Origin of the sequence: Paenarthrobacter sp. 4246, from assembly GCF_040546855.1 — a bacterium.
Classification (GTDB): domain Bacteria; phylum Actinomycetota; class Actinomycetes; order Actinomycetales; family Micrococcaceae; genus Arthrobacter.
Genome location: NZ_JBEPOP010000004.1, coordinates 1 through 22271, shown reverse-complemented (window position 1 = coordinate 22271; position 22271 = coordinate 1). Strand labels below are relative to the sequence as shown.

The window sequence follows — 22271 nt, the reverse complement described above, 5'->3', positions numbered from 1 at the left end:
TTTAAATAAGTGACCCCTCATGCACCCGCCAGAGCCCATCTACCCTTGCTACCTTCCGGTCCTGGGGGAGTTCAACAGGATGACGCCACATGAGGGGCCGTCGACAAGCTTACCCGAACTTGGGTTGGGGTTCGAATCGGCCTGAAGGTCTGAGGATAAGGCTCGACGGCGGGTGGCTGGGTTGCGTGAATCACCGCCACCCATTCACCGGCCACGTCATGAAAGCCGGTTCCTCGTAAGGGTGGGCGGCCCGCAGGGCCTGCACCACGCCGTCGAGCATGTCCTCCTCCACCACACACTCGACCCGGGTTTCCGGCAGCTGCTCCTCAATCCCCACCTCACCTACGGAGGGCCGCGCTCCGGGCAGGGGCGTGAAGCGGCCAGTACCTGGCGACGTAAAGGCGCAGTGGGAGTAGTTGCCGATCCGCCCGGCGCCAGCGTCGCCAATGGCCAGGAGGACTTCTTCGATATGCGTCTCAGGAACGTAAACGACCAAGGCGTGGAGCTGCGTCATGGGAACATCCTGTCAATAAACTTCGGCTACAAACAGGTCTCAACCATTGCAAAAGCCGGTATCACAGCGGACTATGGGTATGTACACCGATTGGGGCAATCTCAAGATTGTGAGCTGCGGGGCCTGGGAGCGAGGGGCCGGACCCGGCAGCTCAACGATGTACCGCAAGAATGGGCGCGTTGGGGGCGTCCATTTTTCCGTTAACGGGCGTGTTTCCAAGGCTTTCCGAAGGTGGTCATTCAGCCCGATTACACGTTGCCGAAATTCTCAGGTACAGTAGTATCTGCTTTCGAATCGGAAGCAAGGAGAATTCGCCTAGCGGCCTATGGCGCACGCCTGGAACGCGTGTTGGGTTAACGCCCTCGGGGGTTCAAATCCCCCATTCTCCGCGGTTGGCCCCAGTCCTTGGACTGGGGCCTTTTGCGTTTCCTGAAGCTGGTCCGCGTCCGCGGCCTCAGCCCGCGTCCGCGTGCTGTTCAGCGTCCTGCTGTTGCGCCGCTGCCACCCTTTCCAACACTTCGCGGCAGGCCGCGGTTGCGGGGTGGATGCGGCCTGCTGTCCTGGTGGAGGTGAACACGGTGCGCTTTGGCAGGGCCGGGAGATCCAGCAGTTGGACCGTCCGGCTTCGCCCGGTCCACACAAGGTCCGGCATGAGTGCCACGGCATTCCCGGATTCAATGAGCCGGATCTGCGCTTGGAGATCGGCCGTTTCGTATCTGACGTCGGGTTCGAAGCCCGCGGACCGGCATGCCTGCTCAGCCCAGTGCCGTGAAGCTGCGCCGCGGGGTTCCATGACCCACGGCATCGACGCGGTGTCCGCGAGGGTCGACACCGTTTCGCCGCCGAGTCCCACCGGGGGAGTGGCCAAGCGGATGGCATCGCTGGTGAGGGTGACGCGGTCCAGCCCGCTGTGGTGCGGGGCAGCGTGGCCGGGGTATTGCTCGGCCACCACGAGGTCGAAGTCCCGCGCCCACGTTTCGTACAGGGCGGTCTCGGGCTCACGTTGGGTCATCTCCACGCGCACCTCCGGATACTCCTGCCGCATGATGGTGAGGAAATCCGGCAGCAGGGCCAACGCCGCGGACTGGAAAACGGCCAAGCGAACCGTTCCCGTCACCATGGAAAGCGAGGCGGCGAGCTCGGTTTCCGCACGCTCCAGCGTTTCCAGCAGCGCCGCGGTGTGTGCCACGAGGATCTCCGCCTGCGGCGTCAGCTGTACCCGTCGCCCGGCCTTGCGCAGCAATTCCACCCCGGCTTCCTTCTCCAGGAGAGTCAACTGTTGGGACACCGAAGATGGGCTGTACTGCATGGCATCGGCCACCTCCGCGAGGGTTCCGCGGATCTTCAACTCGTGCAGCAAACGCAGCCTGCGGACGTCCAGCACGGGGGCCTCCAAAAGATCGGGATGGGTAATCAATATTCGTCAGAAAAGATCGCTTTTCCTAACGTGATTGTAGATCCATACTGATGGAAACAAACAAACTTCTCCGTCCCAGAAGGAGCCCCCATGACCAGCACCATCCCGGATGCCACCGCCCCGAGCAGCCAGGATTCCGGACAGTTCGATGCTTTGGCGCAGGAAGCCATCGCCTTGGTCCGCCACTGGCTCACAGAAGCCGGTAAGATCCCCGTGGATGTCTCCGCCCAGCGCCTCGCCGGCGTTTTGAAAGACCCCAACGGCCTGGACTTCACGGTTGGATTCGTCGACGGCGTCATCCGCCCCGAGGACCTGTCGGTCGCCGGCCGTAAACTTGCAGAGTTGGCACCCAAGGTGCCCAAATTCCTGCCCTGGTACATGCGCAGCGCGGTGCGTGTAGGTGGCGTCATGGCCCCAATCCTCCCGCAGGTGGTCATCCCGATCGCCCGCCGCGTCCTCCGCGAAATGGTGGGCCACCTGATTGTGGACGCCACCGACGCGAAGCTCGGCCCGGCCATCGCCAAGATCCGCCAGGACGGTGTGCACTTGAACGTGAACCTCCTCGGCGAAGCCGTCCTGGGAGAGCACGAAGCGCAGCGTCGCCTGGAAGGCACCCTGAAACTCCTGGCCCGCGATGACGTGGACTACGTTTCCATCAAAGAGTCCTCCACCGTGGCACCGCACTCCCCGTGGGCCTTCGACGAAGCCGTCGACCACGTGGTGGAGAAGCTCACCCCGCTCTACCGACTTGCCGCGTCCTTCCCTAAGCCCAAGTTCATCAACCTGGACATGGAGGAATACAAGGACCTCAGCATGACCATCGCGGTGTTCAAGCGCATCCTGGACATGCCGGAGTTCAAGAACCTGGAAGCCGGCATCGTCCTCCAGGCCTACCTCCCCGACGCACTCGGTGCCATGCAGGAACTGCAGGAATGGGCCACCGTCCGCCGCGCCCAGGGTGGCGCCCCCATCAAGGTTCGCGTGGTCAAGGGCGCCAACCTTCCCATGGAGCAGGTTGAAGCTTCCCTTCACGACTGGCCGCTGGCCACGTGGGGTACCAAGCAGGACTCGGACACCAGCTACAAGAACGTCATCAACTACGCCCTCACTCCGGAGCGCATTGACGCGGTCCGCATCGGCGTCGCAGGACACAACCTGTTCGACGTCGCCTTTGCGTGGTTGCTCGCCAAGCAGCGTGGCATTGCCCAGCAGGGACCGAAAGCCATCGAATTCGAGATGCTCCTGGGCATGGCAACCGGCCAGGCCACCGCAGTCCGCAAGGACGTCGGCAGCCTCCTGCTCTACACACCGGTGGTCCACCCGGGCGAGTTCGACGTCGCCATTGCCTACCTGATCCGCCGCCTCGAAGAAGGCGCGAGCCAGGAAAACTTCATGAGCGCGGTCTTCGAGCTCAGCGAGAACGAAGCATTGTTCAAGCGCGAGGAAAAGCGGTTCCTGGACTCCCTCGCCGGAATGACGGACGAAGTTCCCGGCCCTAACCGCAAGCAGGACCGCCGCCTCCCGGCCGAGCCTGCCCCGCTCGAGGGCTTCAGCAACACGCCTGACACCGACCCTGCCCTCCCGGCCAACCGTGCCTGGGGGCGCGACATCCTCAAGCGCATCCCCGGTTCCACCGCAGGCAACAAGATCGTGGAGTCCACCAAGGTCTCCGACGCAGCCGAGCTGGACCGCATCATCGCTACCGCCGTGGAACATGGCAAGGCATGGGGCGCCCGTCCCGCCGCGGAGCGTGCAGCGATCCTGCACCGCGCTGGCGACATCCTTGAAGCCCGCCGCGCTGAACTCCTGGAAGTCATGGCGTCGGAGACCGGGAAGACCATCGACCAGGGCGACCCCGAGGTCAGCGAAGCAATCGACTTCGCGCACTATTACGCCGAGCGCGCCAAGGACCTGGAAACGGTCGACGGCGCCACGTTCGTCCCAGCCAACCTCACCGTGGTAACCCCGCCGTGGAACTTCCCGGTGGCGATCCCCGCAGGCTCGACGCTCGCAGCGCTCGCCTCAGGCTCCGCCGTCGTGATCAAGCCTGCAAAGCAGGCCCGCCGCTCCGGTTCCGTCATGGTGGATGCCCTTTGGGAAGCCGGCGTGCCTCGCGAGGTGCTGGCACTCGTTCAGCTCGAAGAGCGCGAGCTCGGCACCCAGTTGGTCTCGCACCCGAGCGTTGACCGGGTCATCCTCACCGGTGGCTACGAAACCGCTGAACTGTTCCGTTCGTTCCGCCAGGACCTGCCGCTGCTCGCGGAGACGTCCGGAAAGAACGCCATTATCGTCACCCCGAGTGCTGACCTGGACCTCGCTGCCAAGGACGTTGTGTACTCGGCGTTCGGTCACGCGGGCCAGAAGTGCTCCGCCGCATCGCTGGTGATCCTGGTGGGCTCGGTCGCCAAGAGCGCCCGCTTCCACAACCAGCTGATCGACGCCGCACGCTCCCTGACCGTGGGCTACCCGGAGGACGCCACCACGCAGATGGGGCCGATCATCGAACCGGCCAACGGCAAGCTCCTCAACGCCCTCACCACCCTGGGCGACGGCGAAAGCTGGGCGATTAAGCCCGAGCGCCTCGACGAAACCGGCCGCCTGTGGTCCCCGGGCATCCGCTCGGGCGTCAAGCGTGGCTCCTACTTCCACCTCACCGAGTTCTTCGGCCCGGTCCTGGGTGTCATGACCGCTGAAACCCTCGAGGAAGCCATCGCCATCCAGAACGAGATCGAGTACGGCCTCACCGCCGGCCTGCACTCCCTGGACTCGGCTGAAATGGGCGTCTGGCTGGACACCATCCAGGCCGGAAACCTGTACGTCAACCGCGGCATCACCGGTGCAATCGTGCAGCGCCAGCCGTTCGGTGGATGGAAGAAGTCGGCAGTCGGTGCCGGAACCAAGGCCGGTGGACCGAACTACCTGATCGGCCTCGGCAGCTGGCTCCCCGCCGAAGCCAAGGCCAAGCGCGGCACGGTGCTCCAGGGTGCAGCCGCTCAGCTCCTCGCTGCTGCAAAGTCCGCCGACGTTACCGCTGAAGAACTCCAGACCCTGCAGCAGTCGCTCTTCAGCGACGCCGCAGCCTGGGAATCCGAGTTCGGCACCCGCAAGGACGTCTCCGCCCTCTCCGCAGAGCGCAACGTCTTCCGCTACCGCTCCCTCCCGGTCACCATCCGCCTCTCCGAAGGTGAGCGGCTCGCTGACCTGCTGCGCGTGGCAGCAGCCGGAGCAGTGGCGGGCTCGGCCCTCAAGGTGAGCTCCGCCGTCGTACTTCCTGATGCTGTGGTGACCGTGTTCGCGAACCTGGGCGTCAGCGTCCGGGTTGAAGACGACGCCGCGTGGCTGGGCCGTGCGGCCAACTTCGACGCCGGCCGGATCCGCCTGATCGGTGGGGACTTCGCTGCGCTGAGCGCAGCCATGGGTGGCCGTCCGGATGTGGCGGTTTACCACGGTGCTGTGACCCAGGCGGGCCGGATCGAGATGCTGCCGTTCCTCCGCGAGCAGGCCGTTTCCATCACGGCCCACCGCTTCGGCACACCGAACCACCTGTCGGATCACCTGATCTAGGACGCATCCAAGGCATGCGCCGAGGGGTGAGCTCTCGGCAGTAAGCACGCACCAAAAGATTGAAAGCCAGCCCCTCGGCGAAGTCCACACTACGTGGGTCCTCCGCCGAGGGGTTGGCTTTCGCCTTTATGGGAGGCTCAAAGGGTTGAGATCTGACCCCTCGGCGAAGAGCGAAGGGTTGAAAGCCACCCCTCGGCGAAAAGGCACTTAAGCCTCGGCGTAGCCCAGCCTTTGCAGCCTGCGCCGCGCTGCTTGCTCGCTGGGGCCGTGGGAGCCCAGGGCGAACCGTACCATCCCCAACACGCCACGCGCCGCCAGGATGGCTGGCAGGGGCAGGGGGCCAAGCCTGGCGGGCCGGAGGCCGAGCAAGTCCCGATACTTGGGCTCAAGGCTTGCGACGGCGGCCGCGAACAGGATGGTGTAACCGGGCTTGAGGAGCGGGCTCAGGGGAGGGTAGCGAATAAACGACACCGTCTCGGCAAGCCGCTCATCGGCCCGGAGTATCCCCGAGGCGTACCACTGCTCCAGTTCCTCACGGACCTGGGCCTGGGTGAGTGGCGGGTCCAGAACTCCCATGAGTCGTCCCGCCGCTGCCCATTCGCGGACGTAGGCATCGGGCCCGCCCGGGATGGCCCTGCCCCAGATCCGGTTGGCAGTGAGGAAGGAGTCCGCGTAGGTGACGTGGACCCAACGGAGGAGTTCGGGATCATTGGCGGCGTATTCGCGCTCCACACCCTGCCCGTCAAGGTAGGTTCCCCGGACACGCTCGTGGATCTTCCGGACCCGTGCGGTCGCGGCTTCGGCGGCCTCCGTGGAGCCGTACGTCACCGTGAAGATCCACCGCACGGTGTTCGCGAGACGGCCCAAGGGGTCCTTCTGGAAGCCGGAGTGTTCGTACACACCAGCAAGCGCGCCGGGATGGAGGGCCTGCATCAGCAGGACCCGTATCCCGGCGACAATGGTGGCCACGTGACCATGCACCGCCCAGACGGCCGACCCCGGAAGGTGATATCCGGCGTCGTTCCCGTCTGCGAGCCGCGGCACCCACTCCGGAGGCGTGCCCGACGTTCCCGTGAAGGTGCGCTGCAGTTCGTGCCTGTACTCGGTGAGGTAGTTCCTCATAGGTCCCATGAGACCTCCATTTAGCGGAGCTGTACAGAGCAGATTGTGTACAGGTAATGCCCTGAAGACCGACGCATCAGGGCATTAGCTGTACAAAAACTCCGGGGTTCAGGAGCGCACGCGGCGCCGGGAGGGAGCCGCTGCCACCAGCAGGGCGGCGATGGCGACGGCGGCACTCAGGATCAGTCCCGGCCGGTACTGTTCCAGCATGGCTTGGGCGCTGACGGTTCCGGCGGCTTGGCCGTGACCGCTGACCAACGCTGTGGTGACGGCCAGAACCAGCGCGGCGCCCACTTGTGTGCTGGTCTGGATCAGGCCGGCTGCCAGTCCCTGTTCCGAATCCTTGATCCCGGCTGTCGCTTGTACGTTGATGGACGGGAAGGCCAGCGCAAAACCGACTCCCAACAGGACCACCGACGGCAGGATATCCAGCACGTAATTGGGCGTGGTGCCGACGCGGAGGAACAGGACGTAGCCCAACCCCATCGCGGTGAGGCCTGCCAAGATCAGCTGCGTGGCGCCGAACTTTTCGATGAGCTTGTCCGCGAACGGCGCGCTGGTAGCCACCAACAGGCCGGCAGGTAGCAAGGCCAACGCCATGCCCAGCGGGGTCCAGCCGAGCACCGACTGCAGGTACATGGTGACGATGAACTGGAAGCTCAGGTAGGACCCGAACAACCCCACCGCGCTGAGGTTGGCCCGTGCCACCCAGCCTTCCTTGAGGATGCTGAAGCGGATCAGCGGGTGCTTGACCTTGTTTTCGATCACCGCGAAGGCTGCCAGCACGGCAACGGAAACTGCGAATCCGGCGATTGTTGCCACAGATCCCCAGCCCTGTTCCGGTGCTGAAACCAAGGTGTAAACGAGGCCAAGCATGCCCAGTGCGAGGGTGACGGCGCCCCAAACGTCGTGCCCGCTGTCCTCAACGGAGGGCTTGTCCTTGGGGATGAACTTCATGCCCAGGAGGACAACCACCACCGCGATCGGCACCGAAACCAGGAACGTCCAGCGCCAGCTGAGGCTGGTCATGAGGCCACCCACTACCAAGCCCAGCGAGAAGCCGCTGGCGCCGAACGTCGTGAAGATGGACAGCGCCTTGTTGCGCTCGCGTCCCTCCGCGAAGTTGGTGGTGATGATGGAGAAGCCGGTGGGTGCGGTGAAGGCGGCCGCGAGTCCCTTGATAAAGCGGGTGGCGATCAGGATGGCGGGGTCGTCCACCAGTCCGCCCAGGAGCGACGCCGCGGCGAAAACGGTCAAAGCAATAAGGAAGATGCGACGGCGGCCCAACAGGTCCGCGAGTCGGCCGCCAAGGAGCAACAGGCTCCCGTAACCGAGGACGTAGGCGGAGACGATCCACTGCAGGGAATCGGTTCCGAGATTGAGTTCCTGTCCGATGGACGGCAGGGCAACGCCAACCATGGAAACGTCCAGCCCGTCGAGGGCCAAAACGGTGCAAACAACCATTAGCAGCAACCACTGGGCGCGGGTCCAATGAACGGCTGAAACCAAAGGCGGCTCAGCGGAAGTTTTGAGGGTGGTGGGTGATGTCATGCGCTTCAATCTATATGACGCGTCATTCAATGACAAGGACTACGATGACATGTCATTGGATGACGCAGAATTTTATGACGTGGATTCAAATCGCGTAATGAACTAGAATCGCCACATGGCAACGACGCGTGACCGTCAACTGGTTGAGCAGTGGCGCAGCATCCAGAACTCCTACTTCCGCACCGCAGGAGCGATTGACCGCGCCTTGGAAGCCAAGTTCGACATCGGCCTGAACGAGTTCGAAATCCTGGATCTCGTGGCTGAAAGCGAAGAATCGGCGTGCCGGATGAAGGCACTGGGGGAGCGCACTCCCATGACGCAGAGCGCCGTATCCAAGGTGGTGGACAGGCTCGAAAAAGCAGGCTTGGTGTCTCGCCAAACCTGTGTGGACGACCGCCGCTCCCTGTTCCTGGAATTGACGGACGCCGGCCGCGCGCTCCACTCAACGGCCGCCGTCGAGCACCGGGCGCTGCTGAAGGAAAACCTGGGCTGAATCGGACTGGCGGACTTTCTGGCCCCTGAACCGCGTACCGCAGCGCTCCGAGCGAGCGATCGGCCGTTACTGGGTCGGAGGCTGCGTGAAATGCGTGGCGGCTATCGGGCGCAGCAATTCCGAGGGCGCGTGTCCGTACCGCTGCCGGAAGGCCCGGCTGAAATGCGCGGGGTCTGAGAATCCCCACGTAAGGAACAAGTCCGTCAGTGTGCCGTCATATGTTCCGGTCAATAAGGTCTCCCGGATCCGGTTCAAACGTTGCTGCCAGACCCAGCCCATCACTGTCTCACCGTCCGCTGCGAAAGCGCGGTGGATGCTGCTGGGAGATAAGTGAAGCTCTCTAGCGATGGATTTGATACATAGGGAATCGTCGCCCAGATTTTCGAGGATATGGGTTTGCACGAGCTTGCGCCGGGAGATCCGGTGAACGTCCGGGATTCCCTGGGCGAGGCCGCCCAACCCAGCAACAATCAGATGCTCCACCCCCTGAGAGACCGACAAGGCGACGTCGGGGGGCAGAATGTCAATATCGTTCGCCAGGAACTGCACGGTATTTACCAGCAGACGTGCAGCCCCCGGGTCCGCGTTCACTGCCAGTGCGGTGAGTCTGGCGGCTTGGGGCAAGTGTCGCTCCAAAGCCGTTCTCGGAAGGCGGATCACAAGTTGCTCAAAGTGGTCGGTCAGCAGCAGTGAATATGGTCGAGTGGTGTCATAAAGCGCGAATCCGCCGTTGTGTAGGGCTGCCGAGCGGTCATCCTGAGTGACCAGGCATGAGCCTTCGGTTTGCATGCCGACGAGATAGTAGTCGTCGGAGGAAGCCTCGATGGCAGCTGGTGTGCGATAGACGGATTGCGCAGAGGCGCGTACACGGGCCAAATCAAGCGACGCCAGAGTCTGGACAGCTATTTCGCCGTCTATGGACTCGCGGCCGTCACTCGGCTTGCAGTCGAGGTCAACAAAAGTATGAGAGACGGCCTCCGTCCAGAACGAGACACTGTTCCGAGGAGGCACCGCCGCTGTGCTCACTACCTTGGCCATGCCCCATCTTACCGTCGCCTTGTGCCCACCTGGGGGCTGGTTTCGCAAGGCAGAGGGGGATGCATGCAACGTGATACACGCAGTCAACGTTCCTGCGATTCTCGATCAAGAATGCCCCGGAATTGAGTCATACCGTGGAAACACATCCACTTCCATGACTGGCATCACATGCTTTAGGAGATCACCATGAACCACCCACAGTTCAAAGCAGCCGTCGTTCAGGCAGCACCGGTATTCCTCAATTTGGACATGACCATAGATAAAACGATTGCACTGATCGAGGAGGCGGCCCATAACGGCGCGGAGATCATTGCGTTCCCCGAGACCTGGCTCCCGGGTTACCCATGGTACGCCTGGCTCGATGCGCCTGCCCTGTGGCTACCGCAATACACCAAACGCTACTTCGATAATTCCCTCGAATACGGAACTCCCCAGGCGGACCGCATCTCGAAGGCCGCGAAGGACAATAACATCGTGGTCAGCGTCGGGCTGAGCGAACGCCACGACGGCAGCCTCTACATCGCTCAATGGTTCATCGACAGTGAAGGGCAGACCATCTCCCAGCGGCGCAAGCTTAAGCCCACGTATGTCGAGCGCACCATTTTCGGCGAAGGCGATGGAAGCGACCTCGCTGTCTGGGACACCAGGCTGGGCCGGGTCGGCGGGCTCTGCTGCTGGGAGCACCTGCAGCCGTTGTCGAAGTACGCCATGTACGCCCAGAACGAGCAGGTCCACGTCGCCGCATGGCCGAGCTTTTCCCTATACGAAGGTGGCGCCCACGCACTCGGCCCGGAGGTCAACACATCCGCCTCGCGGATCTATGCCGTGGAAGGCCAGTGCTTCGTCCTGGCCCCGTGTGCCACCGTGTCCCAGGACATGGTGGACGAAATGTGCACCACCGACATGCAGAAGGCGCTCCTGAAAACCGGAGGCGGACATGCCCGCATCTTCGGACCCGACGGCCAGCAACTCCACGAGTCCCTCCCGGAAGACCAGGAAGGCCTCATCTACGCTGAGATAGATTTGGGTCTTATCCCAGCATCGAAGGCTATTTCCGACCCTGCAGGCCACTACTCCCGCCCCGATGCCACGCAGCTGGTGCTCAACAAGGCTCCTCGGCGGGCTGTCATCCACACCGCCCCGCCAACGGATTCAGCCCCCGGTACTGAACAGCTCCGCCACGCAGAAGAACCAGTGCTTCCAGTCATGGCGGAACTCTAGATGGCACCTGATCCCAGCGGGCAGGAATCGGCTATGGAGTCTTCGATCCCGGCACACCTCATGGTTGAACGGACGCGCCCAAAGCGGGTAGGTGATAGGTACACACCGCCTTACCCGTCCTATTCCGTGCGATTCGGGGAAGGCGTCAGCAGTCTTGTTTGCGCCTTCCTCGGCGTGCAGAGCAGGCACCCGCTCTCCATGGAGGCGAAAGCAGCCTCCGCTGGAATGTGGGAGCTGTGTGCCCAGGAAAACGGACCAATATCCCGAGAGCATGCCGTCCACACGGACGAACAAGGTTTCGACAACCAGGTAATCATTGCCTATTGGGACGACGCCGGGGCCTACAGGCGCTGGTTCGAGAAGCACCGTGATGCAGTCATCGGTGCTGGCCTGAAGCTTGCCGGCTACGGACGCTGGATCGAAGCAGTCACCCCGGAAGCACGCGGGTTTGAGACCCTGTATTCTTCCAACACGTTCCCGGAAGGGGTCGCGCGGATGGCCACCGGAGGATTCAGCGGGGAAATCCAGGAACACGGGTACTGGGGCAGCATGCGCGACCGTCTGCCGATTGCTCAATCCGAAGCCCTCGAGCCTGCCGGCAACCCATTCGTCCCCGAGAACCCGAGGATCGTCAGGGTGGAACCCCACGACAACCTGGCGATCATTCGCTCCGGTCAAAACTGGAGCCTTTGCGACGACGCGGAACGTGCCTCCTATTTCGGCGACGTGGAACCCCAACTCAAAGCTGGTATGGACTTCCTGACAACGGAAGGTGCGTCAATCGGCTGCTACTCCAACAGGTACATGACGAGCAGCGACGGAAACGGCAATGTGCTTCAACAGAGCTTCGGACTGAGCTTCTGGCATAGCCTGGAGGACATGGAGAGGTGGGCGGAATCACATCCGACCCACGTTGCCATCTTTATGTCTGCCATGAAATTCCTGCAGGCAAACGCCGGCGCAAGGCTTCTCCTCAGCCATGAAGTCGCAGTGGTCTCACGCGAACAGCAGTACTACGAGTACAACAATTGCCACGCTGCAACAGGCATGCTCGGCGCGAGCAGGCCGCAGACTCAGCACCCCCAACTCAAGACATGATCCGCAAGGTGGCCAGCCAGTAAGTCTGTCCGAGCGACTTCACAGTTCCCCGATTCGGGGCGCCCAGGATCCCCGGGCTGGTCTGGCCTTCCGCAATCCCGCTGATCCAACATGGGCACGAGACCTGCAGTATCAAGATCAAAAAACGACTATCCAACGGCCAACACGGAGTTCCCATTGATCACTCAAGACATCTTGAGCAAAAACTGATGGAACCTTTCCGCGGCAAGGACCCGCGAAGCCTTTATTTCTGATGTGATTCCCGCAACAATGGTGCTTGCACGCCAGGCTGGGGTTTGGTGCCGCTGGCTTTTGGGGAGTGTTTTGTGGGCAAGCATCATGATTCAGACCGGGCAATAGACCTGATCCGTGCCGAAGGATTCCATCGCGTCTTCATCGCGGGAAGCCTCGCAGTTCTGGCCTTCTTCGCCTTCGGCTTCCAACCGCTCAATGCGGTCCCCGCCAGCACGGTTGATACTTCCTTGGCGCAGGGCGTCGTCGGGCCCACGGCATTGGGCACCCTGGTGCCGCCGGAGGCCGAGACGCTCGTCATCGATCCCATGCCCGAACCTCCGGAACAACTTCCCGGCACCCCCATGGTCTACTTTGACCGCGCTATGGTCCGAACCGTCAGCAAAGACGGTTCCACAAGCCTCACGGTAGCTTCCGCCGGGCTGTCCCGTCCGCCTGCCGGTGCACTGTACGCACCCCTCGAGGTCCTCAACCTGAGTTCCAACTATGGCTACCGCTACAGCCCCTTGACGGGCTTGGCCGGCGAGTTCCACTGGGGCCAGGATTACGCCGCCGCCTGCGGAACGCGGGTTTACGCGGCCGACGCCGGTGTGGTCCGGGCCGTCGGCTGGCACCTGTGGGGTGGCGGAAACCGCGTGGAGATCGAACACGGCAACGGCTTGGTCACCACCTACAACCACCTGCAGGCCATCGGCGTCACCAAAGGCCAGTCCGTCCGGGTTGGCGAGGTCATCGCCCAAGTTGGCACTACCGGCTGGTCCACAGGCTGCCATCTCCATTTCGAGACAATCGTGAACGGCCTGCACACCAACCCCAACGGCTGGACCTACCTGCCCATGCGGCAGATTGATCCGCTGCAGACCATCTCGATGGTCAACTACCAGCCCGGCGTTGGTACGGGAACGTCTGCGGCTCCGGTATGGGCCGTTCCGGTAGCCGACGGCACCAACCGCGCCGTCATCGGTGGAGAGCACGAAGAGCATGAGCCACTCCCGGTTGTGGTTCCGCCGGGTACCACGACGCCGGGCACCACGACACCGGGCACCACGACGCCGGGCACCACGACGCCGGGCACCACCACACCGCCGGTGCAGACTCCGACACCAACGCAGAGTCCGACGGCGACCGCCTCACCGTCCGTGACGGCGACGCCGACTCCGACGCCGACGCCGACGAAGACTGCTACGCCGACTCCGACGCCAACCGCCACGCCGACTGCTTCACCCACGACCACGCCTACGCAGACAGCTACCCCGACTCCGACACCGTCGGCCACCACCACCGCACCGGCTACGACCACGGCGCCGGCAGCGAAAACTGTGGCACCACCAGCGACGTCGTCCGACGCTTCCCCGCCGACCGCCGTCGTGCCTCCTGCGGCACCGGCACCGGCCGCACCAGAGCCGGCGGCTCCCGCTCCTGTGGCACCAGCGCCTGCGGCACCGGCCGCACCAGCGCCGGTGGCGCCCGCCGTGGTTGCCCCGGCCGCACCGGCTCCGGCAGTACCGGCCGCAGTAGTCCCGGCTCCTGTAGTGGTGGCTCCAGCACCTGCTGCGCCGGCCGTCACGCAGGCCGTGGCTCCTGCTCCAGCTCCCGTTGCGCCGGTGGCTCCTGTGCCTGCTCCGGCACCCGTCGCGGTACTGCCGACGACGCTCCCAGTGGTGGTTCTTCCGCCCGGATATGTCCTCGTCGCACCGGACAAGGTCCGGCTGCCCAACGGCACGGTGGTCCTGTTGTCCACCCTTGTCCTTCCTCCGACGCCCTAGAGGTCCCTACGCCGAGGGCACGCGAAACGCCGGCACGCCTGCGTTTCGCGCCCCAAAGCCAGCTCCCGTAAGCTCGATGGCGGCAAGCCCGCCAGCCGACGTCGTCAGGAAGCGAATCCCATGACCAGCCTGTACAGCATTCCCCTCACCTTCAACGATGGCTCGGAAGCGGACTTCGGCCGGTTCGAGGGGAAAGCGGTCCTGGTGGTCAACGTGGCTTCCGAGTGCGGCTTCACACGCCAGTACGCCGGGCTCGAAGAGCTGTACGGCAAATACCGCGAACAGGGCCTGGAGATCCTCGGCGTGCCCTGCAACCAGTTCGGTGGGCAGGAACCCGGCGCGGATGAGGAGATCGCGGAATTCTGTGAGCGGAATTTCGGCGTAACCTTCCCGCTGACCAGCAAAGCGATCGTCCTGGGAAAGCAGCAGCACCCCCTGTTCGCGCAGCTGACCCAGGACGAGAATGGCCAGCCTGCCAAGGTGAAGTGGAACTTCGAGAAGTTCGTCATAAACCGGGGCGGAGATCTTGTGGCAAGGTTCCCATCCACAGTGGAGCCTGACTCCGAAGACCTTGTGAAAGCAGTGGAAAAGGCGCTGGCGTAAAGCCATCAATTCTGAAGGGAGGAAAGTAATTTTCCAACATTCCGCCGGATGTTAGCCAGTTGTTGGCTAGTTGTCTGGTTGGATTGGCCCTACTGGATTGATACGGGAGACGCCGTCTCCCACCAAACGCTAAGGCAAGCTATGGAGCTCATCGAGGCCGAGTACCCCAAACCAGGTCATGTGCTTTTGCACCTGAGTGATCTGCACCTGGTGGGTGGTCCGGGCACGCTCTATGGCTCTGTGGACAGCGCCACCAGGCTCCAGGAGATCTGCGACCAGATCATCGCCTCCCGGATCAGGCCGGAAGCCATCATTTTCACCGGAGACCTCGCGGACAAGGGTGAGCTGGAAGCGTACAAGCGGCTCCGCGACATGATCGAACCAGTCTGCGACACCCTCGGGGCCAAGGCCATCTGGGCCATGGGCAACCACGACAACCGTGCCAACTTCCGTTCCGCCTTCGTGGACGCCTCCGAGGCCAGCAAGCCCCACGACCCGGTGGACCGCAGCTACTTCGTCAACGGGCTCCGCATCATCACCTTGGACACCACCGTCCCCGGCCACCACTACGGTGAACTGTCAGAGTCCCAACTCGAATGGCTGGCTGCCGAATTGGCCACCCCGGCCCCCGATGGCACCATCCTTGCCCTGCACCACCCGCCCGTCCCATGCGTCCAGGACCTCGCCGTGTTGGTGGAGCTGCGCGGCCAAGCCGCACTGGCCGCCGTCGTGCGTAATACTGACGTCCGCACCATCCTGGGTGGCCACCTGCATTACTCCACGACGGCGGGCTTCGCCGGCATCCCGGTATCGGTGGCCTCGGCCACGTGTTACACGCAGGACCTTGGTGTCCGCGCAGGCGCGCAGCGCGGCAGGGACGGTGCACAGTCGTACAACATGATCCACGTGTACGAGCACACGATTGTGCATTCGGTGGTGCCAATGTCCGGCGGCGTCACCGTGGGCGAGCCCGTGGACGCTGACGAGGTTCAGCGTCGGCTGGCTGAAGCCGGCATCCGCATTCCCCACGAGTCGCGGGTGGGTGCCCACACATCGCCGGGCACGCACACCTCGTCGATGCCGCTTGTTACTCCCGGTGGCTTTACTTCTCCCAAGGCGCCTTAACCGGGAAGTACTTCTCCAGGAAGTCCGTCACCAGGTCCGCGCGCTCATTGGCTTCAACCTCCGGGAAGCTGCCGTCGTTCAGGCAGAAGAAGTCCATGTGGCGCTTCGCCAGGAGCTTGGGCAGGTAATGCAGGCCTGCCCACATGGTGGAGTCCACGTACCTGACCTTGGCGTTGGTCTGCGTGACGGCGCGGCCCGTGAGCAGCGCGTAGTAGTGGTAGAACGAGTTGGTGACCGAGATGTTGTCCGCAGCGCGGAAACGGCTCCCGGCGGTCTTGGCGAATTCCGCCGGAAATTCTTTCTCCATGCGGGCCACCACGCTGCGGCGCAGGGGAGCCGCGGTGTGTTCGAGGTGCCGGGTGGTGATCCGGCCAAAGCGCTCCCAGAGCAGCTTCCGGTTGACGCGTGCCGCGTTCTCGAAGCCGCTGCGTTCGGCGTCGTTCTCGCCCAACCCGATCCGGGTGTCAGCCTCGATGAACTTGGTGATGCCGCCGGGAGTGAAGAACATGTCCGGGCCCACGGGGCGGCCAAAGAACATGTCGTCATTGGAGTACAGGAAGTGCTCGGAAAGCCCCTCGATGTGGTGGAGCTGGCATTCCACGGCCTGCGAGTTGTGCGTGGGCAGGACTGAGGTATCGGCGAAGAACTCCTCGCTGCGAACGATCGTGACTGACGGATGATCGGCCAGCCACTCCGGGGCGGGGGAGTCCGTGGCGATGAAGATCCGCCGGACCCAGGGCGCGAACATGTGCACCGAACGCAGCGCGTATTTCAGTTCGTTGATCTGGCGGAAGCGGGCCTCATGGTCGTCACCCTCGCCCAGAACTGCACCGGCCTGCTGCGCGCGCCGCCTGGCGATGTACTCGGGGTCGCTGCCGTCCACCCACGAGAAAACCATGTCGATATCAAAGTCGATGTCGCTGGCGTGGTCCGCGAACATGTTCTCGATGGTGGGCCAGGTCAGGCCGTGCCGCTGGACGGTTCCACGGACAGCGTCTTGCCGCAGCATGGTGCGGCGGGTCAGCGAGTTCTCCACGGGCAACTCAAGATGGTCGCCTTCAAACCGCCACAGTTCCAGCTGCACACCCAACGCCGGGCCGTACCACAGGCCACCGCCCGTTTCGACACGCGGGCGGTACAGGCGGAAGATGCGGGCTTTCCGGTTGGCGGACAGCTCGCCGTCAGCCACCAGGACCGAGGTTTTCTTCTTGGCGTCCACTGTCATGGAGTAGAAGGGCTCGTTCCGGAACGCTGACACCAGCGCCTCACGGACCTCCTTGCGCGACTCCCAGTCGACAGCGACAACCGGCCTCTCGTCATTGCCGCGCACCAGGATGAAATCGACGCCGGCAGCGTCCAATGCCGCCCTGACAGCCAGGAGATCGGACACCATGGCCTGTTGCGGGGTGAGGTCGGCGTTGATCAGGGCATACCGCCCACGGTGACGGACGACGTCGGACCGGTGCTTAAGGTGCGCGACGACGGCAGGCGAGATCGCCTCAGCAATCGTGTCCTCTTCAATGGACGGGCTGCCGTGGTAAATCGGATCGACCTGTGCTTGTGTGATGGCTGTATCTCCGGGATCGTCGGTGCGTGAAACTGGACTCGCTGGTTGTTAGATGGAAAGTGCCTCGCGCCAGCTGCGGAGGAAAGCGCCGCCGGCGTCGTCGTGGATGACGTCGTCCGCCAGTTGGAGGTCAGAGGCCGTCAGGATGGTGTAGGGCTTCACCGGTACGCCGTCTGCGGGCCGGACGTCCACGTGCTTTACGTCGTGATCGTTGTGGTGAAGCCAGTCTGCCATGGCATAGTCCGTGCGGGAATCACCCACCGTCCTCCACGAGAGCGGAGTGATGCCCTGGGCCGCGAGAAGTTCGACGGCGCGGCTGGCTCCGAGGTCCTTGCCGAGGCGGACGGATTCGATGTCCGTGGAGATGATGGTGGGGTCCAGCCGGTAGTCCGCCGTGTCATCGGATTCCGGTGCATGGTGGTCCAGAATCGCGGCGTTGAGGCCGTGGCGTCCCATGATGTCCAGGGCATCGGCGTCGAAGAGTTTCTGTTCCGCCAGGTAGTCCGCGCTGGCTACCTCAAGGTGCTGCTCCACGGAAACCATGGCGCGCTTGGTCTCGTCAAAGAACATGTGGGCGGAATAGTCTTCGGCAACCAGCCTGCGGATGTCGTCCCCGTAAGCCTTGGGCACGGCGAGTTCGTGGTCCACATGGATGGGACCGGGGCCTTCGGCGGTGTAACTGAACCACACGGCACCCTTCTCGCAGATCGCGTGGATAACAGTGTTGGCCGGCATCCCGGCGGCAATCATGGGTTCCATGACTTGCTCGCTGATGAACGCATCCGAGCGGCCCGTGTTGAAGATGACGGGAATGCCCGCAGAGGCCAAGGCCACCAGGTCCACGATGATGTCCGGCTTGACATCCCGCGTAACAGGGCTGGCGATGGGGCCGTCGACATCCAACAGCAACGCCAAGGCAGGCGTGGTGTGGGCAGCGGTCCGGTCAGTACCTTGGAGCGGTTGAGTCATGCCCCTATTCTGTCAGTCCGCGCGGGTGCGCTCACAGCTGTGACGTCTGTGACGCCCTACGAAGGATTTAGACGGCACTCGTGGAAAGTACGCGACAGTACCGGCGGACCTTGCTGGTCACTGGTTCCTACCGGAATTTGCCTTCGGGATCCGGCTCGCATCGGGTGTTGCCGCCGAGCGTGGTGCCGAAGCTGCTCGTTCCAAGCTGCATGGAGAACTTGCCATCGCCAAAGCCAGTGGTGATCTGGTCTCGGTTCGCCCCCGAGGGCTGGGTTTGTTCAACTCTTAGCCCTTTGCTTTCAAAGACTTCCTTTACCGTCCTATGTATAGCTTCAGACTGATCTTCTGAGATCGCGCCGTGCATGCTGTCGAAGCTGAATTGAGTCCCTTCCATGCCCAGAGGCAGATGGCAGACGTCCCCCGGAGCCTCTGGAGTGACTTTTGTCCAGTCGCCCGGGGCGAGAGCTTGAACCTTGTTGAAGAGTTCAAGGTACTCTGTTCGGGCTTCTTCCGGGTCCATGAGCTGCTCCGCGGTGCTGGTAGGAGGATTGGTGCTCGGCGTTGCCCCGCACCCTGCAAGGAAGAGAAGAATGATGGCTGCGGCGGGAAGGACGCACCTGGATTGGCGGTTACGTTTGGCTGTCATAGTTTCCTAGCGGAATTTGCCTTCCGGGTCGGGAACGCAGCGGGCATTTCCGCCGAGGGAAATGCCATATTTGCCGGTGGTGAGCCCCATGACGAATTTGTCGGGCCCGAACACGTCGGTGTGTCTGACGAAGTTCGGGCCGCCATCGGACTCCTGCTTGACTGTGAACCCGGTGGCTTCGAAAAGTGCCTTGGCCTTGTCGTGAAGAATGTCCATTTCTTCCCGGCTCAGCGGGTCGCGATGGAGATCAATTGAGAATTGTGTGCCGTCAGACCTGTCCGGGAGCCGGCACACATCGCCTTTGATGTCAGGGGGGACCACAACACCCCAGTCTCCTGGGGCTAGAGCTTGGATTCGGGTAAAGAGGTCGAGGTATTCCTTGCGGGCTTGTTCTGGGTCCATGGTTTGCTCCGCGGTGCTGGTAGGTGGGTTGGTGCTCGGCGTTGTCCCGCACCCAGCATGGGTGAGAAGAAGGACCGCCGCGGCGGTAAGGACATGTCTGGACCTAGACACCATCAGTAGTCGATTCAACGTTCTTGATTCCCTCATTCGCCGCTAATCATTAGCCTGCCCGGGACAGGGTATTTGCTCCCCTCCGGGTCTGGGACGCAGCGGCTGCTGCCATCGATTATTGTGCCGACGTCGCCGGTATAGAGCTGGATAACCAGGTCATCTGGTCCAAATCCATTGGTCATGATGAGCTTGTTTGAAGTCGTCGATTGATCAAAGACACGCTGTAGCCGCGGGCCTCATAGAACTGCTCGACTTTTTGTCTGAGCGTCTCGCGGTCCATGACACTAAGGGGGCCCGTGGTCCGGCCGCCGGCGAACTGTTTGCCGTTTCCGGTTCCCTGGTAGTTGCAGTATCCACCTGCCGGTATGTCCTCGTTCACCCAGTCACCAGGGGCCATGGCCTGGATGTCATCGAGGAGTCCGAAGAACTCCGTTCTGGCCTCATCCGCTGTCGTGGTGACGCCCTTCCCGTCATCGGGAAGCATGTTGCTCGCTGCGGTTTGAGAGGTTGATGGGGCTGTAACAGTGTCTTGTCCCGAAGACCCGGCGGGCGCATCCGGACACGAGCAGCAGCAAGACGGCACTCGTGGAAAGTACGCGCCAATAAAGGGGGCGGTGCAGGGTCGTCATCGTTTCCTAGCGAAATTTGCCTTCCGGGTCGGCAAAGCAGCGGGTATTTCCGCCAAGGTTTATTTCGTACTTTCCAGTGGTGAGTCCCATGACGAATTTGTCGGGCCCGAACACGTCGGTGTGTCTGACGAAGTTCGGGCCTCCATCGGATTCTTGTTTGACGGTGAAGCCGGTGGCCTCGAACAAGGCCTTAACCTTGTCGTGCAGAGCGTCCATTTCTTCCCGGCTCAGCGGACTCCTACTGGTGTCGAAAGAGACTTTGGTTCCTTCCGTGCCGAGGGGGCGGACACAGACCCCGCCTGGTTTATCTGGTGTGACTTTCGTCCAGTCACCAGGGGCGAGGGCTTGGGCTTCCGTGAAGATGTCGAGGTATTCCTTGCGGGCTTGTTCCGGATCCATGGTCTGCTCCGCGGTGCTGGTAGGTGGATTGGTGCTCGGCGTTGTCCCGCACCCTGCAACAGTGAGAAGAAGGACCGCTGCGGCGGGAAGGACGCGCCTGTATCGGATAGGGGTTTCGACTATCATCGTTTCGCATTCGTGAGTTGGTCGGCCAAGCCCAGGGCGATCCTGGCTTGGTTATAGCTTGATTGCGTTCTCCTATCGAAGTACCCGTAGAGACCGTCCTTGCCGCCGGTTTGTCCGTCGTGGGTTTTCGTTGGGAGTTCTGTGGCACCATCCGGTCCCGTAGTGCCGTCCGTGCCAAAGGTGACGGCGCCGAATCCGGAGTCTGCGGTACTCTTACGCTGCCAGCCGAGCCCATGCCCGACTTCAGCTACGTGGTCCCAGTCGTAAGTTCCCCGGTAAACGGTTCCGCCGGGGTTCAGGTGGAGATCGTTCACGGAGGTCACGTTATCAGGGGCACCAACATCACCGACGAGAACAAGGTTATCGACAGGCAGCTCGGCTTTAGCTGCCTCCATGGCCCCGAGGGAACCCATGGAGTGCCCAACGGCTGTTGTCATGGCAGTATTGTCGAGGTTCTGATGAACGGCGTTGACCCCCGTCACGTAGGTGCGAAGGGCAGGACCCACGACTTTTGCCTGGTCGTTGCTGAACACACCCAAACCCTGGGCCGGCTCAACACCAATCCAAGCAACGACAGCAATCCGGTTCTTATCCAGCCCGTTGGAACCGGCGAGTTTGCGTTGATCAAGCCGCTGATCATTGGCTTGCTCGGTTTTGGTGGCCATGTCCTTGCCGACGGTGGTGTCCAGCCCGGGGATCTGAAAGCTGACGTGCTTGGCGGCGTCAAGGTCTCCCACAGAAATAGATGCACCGAACCCAGTCTCCGATCCTTGCCCCCGGCCAAAGGGCACGAAGCTTACGAGTTGAAAGATCGATGACCTGTCATCAGCATGGGCGGCTCTTTCGTTGCCCTCGCTGTCGTAGAGCGATTCCCAGACTTTGTTGACCATGCCTTCCTGGGAGCCTTCATCAACTTCTCCGCCGTGCTCGTCGCGGTACTTCTTCCAGTAGTCGTGCATCTGCAACAACTTCTTGCGGTTGGCAAGGTTCCGGGCGGTCGCGGTGACACCGTTCAGATTACCGATAACTTCCGGCAGTGCATCGATCAGAAGGTGCTGTTCTTCACCAACGGTGACTGTGCCGGTTATACGGTCGATAGTGTGGCCGAGACCAGACCACCACGTGGCAGTCGCTACGGGGTCCAGTCCTGGTTGGGTCAGGAGTTCTCGCAGCCGGGCCGTGCCACCGCTACCGAGCCAAACCTTCAGTTGCGCTGCACTCATGGTTCCGATGTCGTTCAAGCCCACTTGGTTTGGTGCTGCGTACTGGATGAAGAGCCCGTTGAGCATGCTGTCCGCGATAGAGCCGTTGCCTGCTGTTTCGAATGCGGTGGCGACCTGCTCTATCCAATCGGCGTCTGCTGCGTTGGCGGCGAGCAGCTGCTCAAAACCAGCAACAAACGATTCAGTCTCGATGGTCACCCAGGAACACGATGCTGTGAAGCTGCTCCAAGCGTTCCGGACTGCGACAAAGTGTGAGTTCAAGGTGTTCGTAGCAGTCCGGGATACTGATGCGAAGCCGCGCAGCTTGCCCGGATCAGCCGAGGTGATTCCGGTTCCCGGCCCGCCGGCGAACCGGGGCCGGTCCCGCGCAGAAAACACCGCTGAAACAGCCGGTGCAGGGACCGGCGTTCTCTCGGGCCTCGGGTCCAGGACCAT

General features: G+C 62.6%; 19 protein-coding genes, 1 tRNA gene and 1 other RNA gene. 8 read left to right on the top strand and 13 right to left on the bottom strand.

Annotation, left to right across the window (positions count from 1 at the left end; genetic code table 11):
• Positions 1 to 5: 5 nt before the first annotated feature.
• Positions 6 to 102, bottom strand: an RNA gene (gene ffs / locus ABIE35_RS07985) — signal recognition particle sRNA small type.
• 88 nt (positions 103 to 190) lie between these two features.
• Positions 191 to 514, bottom strand: a complete 324-nt coding sequence (locus tag ABIE35_RS07980) for a YqfO family protein (RefSeq protein ID WP_354513881.1) — start codon at positions 512 to 514, stop codon at positions 191 to 193.
• 304 nt (positions 515 to 818) lie between these two features.
• On the opposite strand from ABIE35_RS07980, the gene ABIE35_RS07975 reads away from it, so the two are divergent.
• Positions 819 to 903 (top strand) — tRNA-Ser (locus ABIE35_RS07975).
• A 65-nt stretch (positions 904 to 968) separates the two neighbouring features.
• Here the strand turns inward: ABIE35_RS07975 and ABIE35_RS07970 are convergent.
• On the bottom strand, positions 969 to 1898 hold the full coding sequence (locus ABIE35_RS07970; protein ID WP_354513879.1) for a LysR family transcriptional regulator: 930 nt from the start codon (positions 1896 to 1898) through the stop codon (positions 969 to 971).
• Positions 1899 to 2021: 123 nt separating this feature from the next.
• On the opposite strand from ABIE35_RS07970, the gene ABIE35_RS07965 reads away from it, so the two are divergent.
• Entirely contained in the window at positions 2022 to 5495 is a 3474-nt protein-coding gene (locus ABIE35_RS07965) for a bifunctional proline dehydrogenase/L-glutamate gamma-semialdehyde dehydrogenase (RefSeq protein WP_354513877.1), read from the top strand.
• A 207-nt stretch (positions 5496 to 5702) separates the two neighbouring features.
• Here ABIE35_RS07965 and ABIE35_RS07960 read toward each other — a convergent pair whose 3' ends face one another.
• Together ABIE35_RS07960 and ABIE35_RS07955 are read right to left on the bottom strand one after the other, a co-directional pair.
• The gene (locus ABIE35_RS07960; RefSeq protein ID WP_354513875.1) at positions 5703 to 6626 is read right to left on the bottom strand and encodes an oxygenase MpaB family protein; all 924 of its coding nucleotides are present in this window, start codon (positions 6624 to 6626) and stop codon (positions 5703 to 5705) included.
• Positions 6627 to 6725: 99 nt separating this feature from the next.
• Entirely contained in the window at positions 6726 to 8168 is a 1443-nt protein-coding gene (locus tag ABIE35_RS07955) for an MFS transporter (RefSeq protein ID WP_354513873.1), read from the bottom strand.
• A 115-nt stretch (positions 8169 to 8283) separates the two neighbouring features.
• Here ABIE35_RS07955 and ABIE35_RS07950 point away from each other — a divergent pair, with 115 nt between their 5' ends.
• Entirely contained in the window at positions 8284 to 8661 is a 378-nt protein-coding gene (locus tag ABIE35_RS07950) for a MarR family winged helix-turn-helix transcriptional regulator (RefSeq protein ID WP_172324606.1), read from the top strand.
• Between the two features lie 66 nt (positions 8662 to 8727).
• Here ABIE35_RS07950 and ABIE35_RS07945 read toward each other — a convergent pair whose 3' ends face one another.
• Positions 8728 to 9699: an AraC-like ligand-binding domain-containing protein gene (locus ABIE35_RS07945; protein ID WP_354513871.1), complete on the bottom strand. Its 972-nt coding sequence runs from the start codon at positions 9697 to 9699 to the stop codon at positions 8728 to 8730.
• 186 nt (positions 9700 to 9885) lie between these two features.
• On the opposite strand from ABIE35_RS07945, the gene ABIE35_RS07940 reads away from it, so the two are divergent.
• The 5 genes from ABIE35_RS07940 to ABIE35_RS07920 all read left to right on the top strand — a co-directional run bounded on the left by ABIE35_RS07940 (position 9886) and on the right by ABIE35_RS07920 (position 15764).
• On the top strand, positions 9886 to 10920 hold the full coding sequence (locus ABIE35_RS07940; RefSeq protein WP_354513869.1) for a carbon-nitrogen hydrolase family protein: 1035 nt from the start codon (positions 9886 to 9888) through the stop codon (positions 10918 to 10920).
• The gene (locus tag ABIE35_RS07935; protein ID WP_354513867.1) at positions 10921 to 12018 is read left to right on the top strand and encodes a phenylacetaldoxime dehydratase family protein; all 1098 of its coding nucleotides are present in this window, start codon (positions 10921 to 10923) and stop codon (positions 12016 to 12018) included.
• Positions 12019 to 12344: 326 nt separating this feature from the next.
• Positions 12345 to 14036, top strand: a complete 1692-nt coding sequence (locus tag ABIE35_RS07930) for a M23 family metallopeptidase (protein ID WP_354513865.1) — start codon at positions 12345 to 12347, stop codon at positions 14034 to 14036.
• A 120-nt stretch (positions 14037 to 14156) separates the two neighbouring features.
• Entirely contained in the window at positions 14157 to 14639 is a 483-nt protein-coding gene (locus tag ABIE35_RS07925; RefSeq protein WP_354513864.1) for a glutathione peroxidase, read from the top strand.
• Positions 14640 to 14780: 141 nt separating this feature from the next.
• Positions 14781 to 15764 carry a phosphodiesterase gene (locus ABIE35_RS07920; RefSeq protein WP_354513862.1) on the top strand — a complete coding sequence of 328 codons (984 nt, stop codon included), beginning with the start codon at positions 14781 to 14783 and terminating at the stop codon, positions 15762 to 15764.
• Here the strand turns inward: ABIE35_RS07920 and ABIE35_RS07915 are convergent.
• The 7 genes from ABIE35_RS07915 to ABIE35_RS07885 form a co-directional block, all read right to left on the bottom strand.
• Complete coding sequence (locus tag ABIE35_RS07915) at positions 15742 to 17157, bottom strand: stealth family protein (protein WP_369745986.1); 1416 nt, start codon at positions 17155 to 17157, stop codon at positions 15742 to 15744. The two genes, ABIE35_RS07920 and ABIE35_RS07915, sit on opposite strands and share 23 nt — an antisense overlap.
• Positions 17158 to 17379: 222 nt before the next feature.
• A complete protein-coding gene (locus tag ABIE35_RS07910; RefSeq protein ID WP_354513860.1) occupies positions 17380 to 18300 on the bottom strand; it encodes a Cof-type HAD-IIB family hydrolase in 921 nt (306 codons plus the stop codon).
• A gap of 127 nt (positions 18301 to 18427) precedes the next feature.
• The gene (locus tag ABIE35_RS07905) at positions 18428 to 18820 is read right to left on the bottom strand and encodes a hypothetical protein (protein ID WP_354513858.1); all 393 of its coding nucleotides are present in this window, start codon (positions 18818 to 18820) and stop codon (positions 18428 to 18430) included.
• Positions 18821 to 18952: 132 nt separating this feature from the next.
• Positions 18953 to 19348 (bottom strand): hypothetical protein, encoded by a 396-nt coding sequence (locus tag ABIE35_RS07900; RefSeq protein WP_354513856.1) that lies wholly within the window; start codon positions 19346 to 19348, stop codon positions 18953 to 18955.
• 289 nt (positions 19349 to 19637) lie between these two features.
• Entirely contained in the window at positions 19638 to 19943 is a 306-nt protein-coding gene (locus tag ABIE35_RS07895; protein WP_354513854.1) for a hypothetical protein, read from the bottom strand.
• A gap of 151 nt (positions 19944 to 20094) precedes the next feature.
• Entirely contained in the window at positions 20095 to 20487 is a 393-nt protein-coding gene (locus ABIE35_RS07890; protein WP_354513853.1) for a hypothetical protein, read from the bottom strand.
• A gap of 122 nt (positions 20488 to 20609) precedes the next feature.
• Positions 20610 to 22271, bottom strand: a 1662-nt coding sequence (locus ABIE35_RS07885; RefSeq protein WP_354513851.1) for an alpha/beta hydrolase, incomplete at its 5' end; no start/stop codon positions are given.